3 protein-coding genes and 1 pseudogene are annotated in these 2,393 nt (G+C 65.7%); 1 reads left to right on the top strand and 3 read right to left on the bottom strand.

Translation table 11 applies throughout. The features are described from left to right. Positions 1-146: 146 nt before the first annotated feature. A complete protein-coding gene (locus tag RHBS_RS26985; RefSeq protein ID WP_237669814.1) occupies positions 147-614 on the top strand; it encodes an ABC transporter substrate-binding protein in 468 nt (155 codons plus the stop codon). 1 nt (position 615) lies between these two features. Here RHBS_RS26985 and RHBS_RS26980 read toward each other — a convergent pair whose 3' ends face one another. The 3 genes and pseudogenes from RHBS_RS26980 to RHBS_RS26970 all read right to left on the bottom strand — a co-directional run. Next, the gene (locus RHBS_RS26980) at positions 616-1,146 is read right to left on the bottom strand and encodes an LpqN/LpqT family lipoprotein (protein WP_128646875.1); all 531 of its coding nucleotides are present in this window, start codon (positions 1,144-1,146) and stop codon (positions 616-618) included. Continuing rightward, positions 1,143-2,054: a hypothetical protein gene (locus RHBS_RS26975; protein WP_128646874.1), complete on the bottom strand. Its 912-nt coding sequence runs from the start codon at positions 2,052-2,054 to the stop codon at positions 1,143-1,145. Before RHBS_RS26975 ends, RHBS_RS26980 begins: the two co-directional genes overlap by 4 nt. Then, positions 2,041-2,393 (bottom strand): annotated as a pseudogene (locus RHBS_RS26970) (hypothetical protein); the annotation flags it as partial. The pseudogene RHBS_RS26970 and the gene RHBS_RS26975, both read right to left, overlap by 14 nt.

The following is a 2,393-nucleotide window of genomic DNA, read 5'->3' as shown; positions in this document are numbered from 1 at the left end:
GGCGACTCGTCGCGTACCGACCCCAGTCTGGTGATCACCTCCACCGACCTCGGCCTGGTGACGTCCACTCTGGCCGAGGCCGGCATTCCGCGCTGCTGGTGCCGGCCGCGACGAGCCTCGACGACGCGTACGAGCAGATCGAACAAGTGGCCGACGCGACCGGGCACGACGCCGAAGGCGACGCAGTGGTCGCGCAGATGCGGTCCCGGATCGACACTGCCGTGGCGAGCGTTCCGGATCGCGATCGGCCGCTGACGTACTTTCACGAACTCGACGACACGTTGTACACGGTGTCGAGCGCGAGCTTCGTCGGCCAGATCTACGGTTTGTTCGGCCTGACGAGCATCGCCGACAGCTCCGGCGCAGGCGACTACCCACAACTGTCCGCCGAATCGGTAATCACCGCCGATCCCGATATCGTGTTCCTCGCCGACGCCCAATGCTGTGGCGTCACAGCCGAATCGGTCGCAGCTCGGCCGGGCTGGGGTTCGTTGACCGCCGTCCGAGACGGCAGAATCTTCCCGATGGACGAGGACCTGTCGAGTCGGTGGGGGCCACGCATCGCGGACCAGGTAGAAGCCGTCGCCGCCGTGGTGCAGCAGATTCCCGAGTAGATCACCCCTGCCCGATGCGCGCCCCGTCTATGAATTCGTCTGCAGCGCAGGACAGTTTCTGCCGAAGCGAATCCGGCACGGTGACCGTCACCTGCACCAGATACTGATCGACGATGTGGTGCACGACGACGTACCGGGTGCGGGCGAAGAGCAACCGTCCGTCGCAGTCGTAGCGGCCCGCGGTCGAGACCGCCGGCAGACCACGGAACGGGTCTCGGTCGTGACCGATCTCGACCCAGCCGGGAAGAGCCCTGGAGTCTCCGAACCCGTACTCCAGCAACGATTCCGGATGAACAGATCGACTGAGCTTGCCGACCAGAACCACCGCGTTCGGAACGAATCCATCGACTGCGTCGGTCGGCGAGCACAGCACCGCGGTGGCGTGCGGGAACAGGTGCTCGGGAACGACCTCCCAGCCCGGTGGCGTCGGCAGCTCGAGCCCGAACCTGTCGCATTCGGCGCGGTGCGCCGGAACGAGTTCGACACCCTGTTGCTGAAGAAACGCCTCTATCGATTTCTCTCGAACCGTCACTGGACAGCGTTCCTTTCACCAGATGTCGATGCGGCACGGTCTGCTCGGATGCGCTCGAGCAGACTGGGCGGGCGCAGCAACTCGCGCGCATCATCGTGGTCCAGTTGCTCACGAGCCCAGGGATTGTCGCGACACACCAGAAGCAGCGCGAGCAGCGAATTCGGCTCGACCTTCTTCTCACACGCCATGATGACCACCTCCGGTTCATCGGTCTCGCTCGATCGGCGCGGGACTCGAATCACCGGCAAGTCACCTCGGTGCGGGACCGCTGGATTCGGATGCTCCTCCAGGCGCAGATCCGCGATGTCGCTCCATCGCACGATCGTCACGTCGTTCGACACCTTCCACCCACGACGTCGATAGATCTGTTGGACAACACCTTCGGGGTGCAGAGAGACGCTGGTGCGGTTGACGACGACGAACCCCAGGACGAACCACGCCAGGCATGCCGGCGCGCCTATCGCCGTCAGCAACCCGGCCATCTCTTGGCGAGGGTCCGGTCCGTCATCCCTGAATACGAAGTAGGACAGGCCCACCACCGACGCGAAGGCGAGCAGACCTGCCCGAGCCACGAAGTCCCCGCGCCCGGGCACCGACAAACCTGCGCCGACGCCTGCAACGTCGACCCGCCGCACGAAACGTGACAATCGCGCAGCTCCGATGCCGGACATCGGCACAGCCATCCCCAAGGGAAGGAGCACGAAGAACGCGAGCCACAACAGTGTCAGGAGGCCTCCTGCGCCCGTCCTGGCAATCACAGGGACGGCGACAACCAGCAGTCCCACCATAACCGTACAGATGCCGAAAACCGCTGCGAGCCAGCCGAGGTGCACACTGCGCCACCTCCGCACCCACACAGGTCCCGGATCCGCAGGCGTGTTCGCGCCTGTGTCCTCACGATCGGTCATCGCAGCGTCCATTCGAAGACCTTCGATACGCCGTGGCTGACGGAGCCCCCGACCAGGGTGCCCAACGCGACGCCTGCGGCAGCACCGGCCACCGTGCCCGGCCCGGGAAAACACCGAACCCGCGGTACCACCCGAGTCCCGCCAGGGCGCCGGTCACGTAGCTCGCAGCTGCGAGGCCGGCGGCGGTACTCGCCGTGTTGACCGCAATCGCCTCGGTGGGGCTCACCCCCTCGTCGATATCGTGCGCAATCGAGGGAACAGTTCCCGCCACCGCACCGAACGCCCCCAACCCCCGACCGATGTTCTTGGCCACGTCGTCCACGGAACTCACCACCTGGA

Source organism: Rhodococcus sp. BS-15 (assembly GCF_000813105.1).
Lineage (GTDB): Bacteria > Actinomycetota > Actinomycetes > Mycobacteriales > Mycobacteriaceae > Rhodococcoides.
This window is presented reverse-complemented; position numbering and strand designations above follow the sequence as displayed.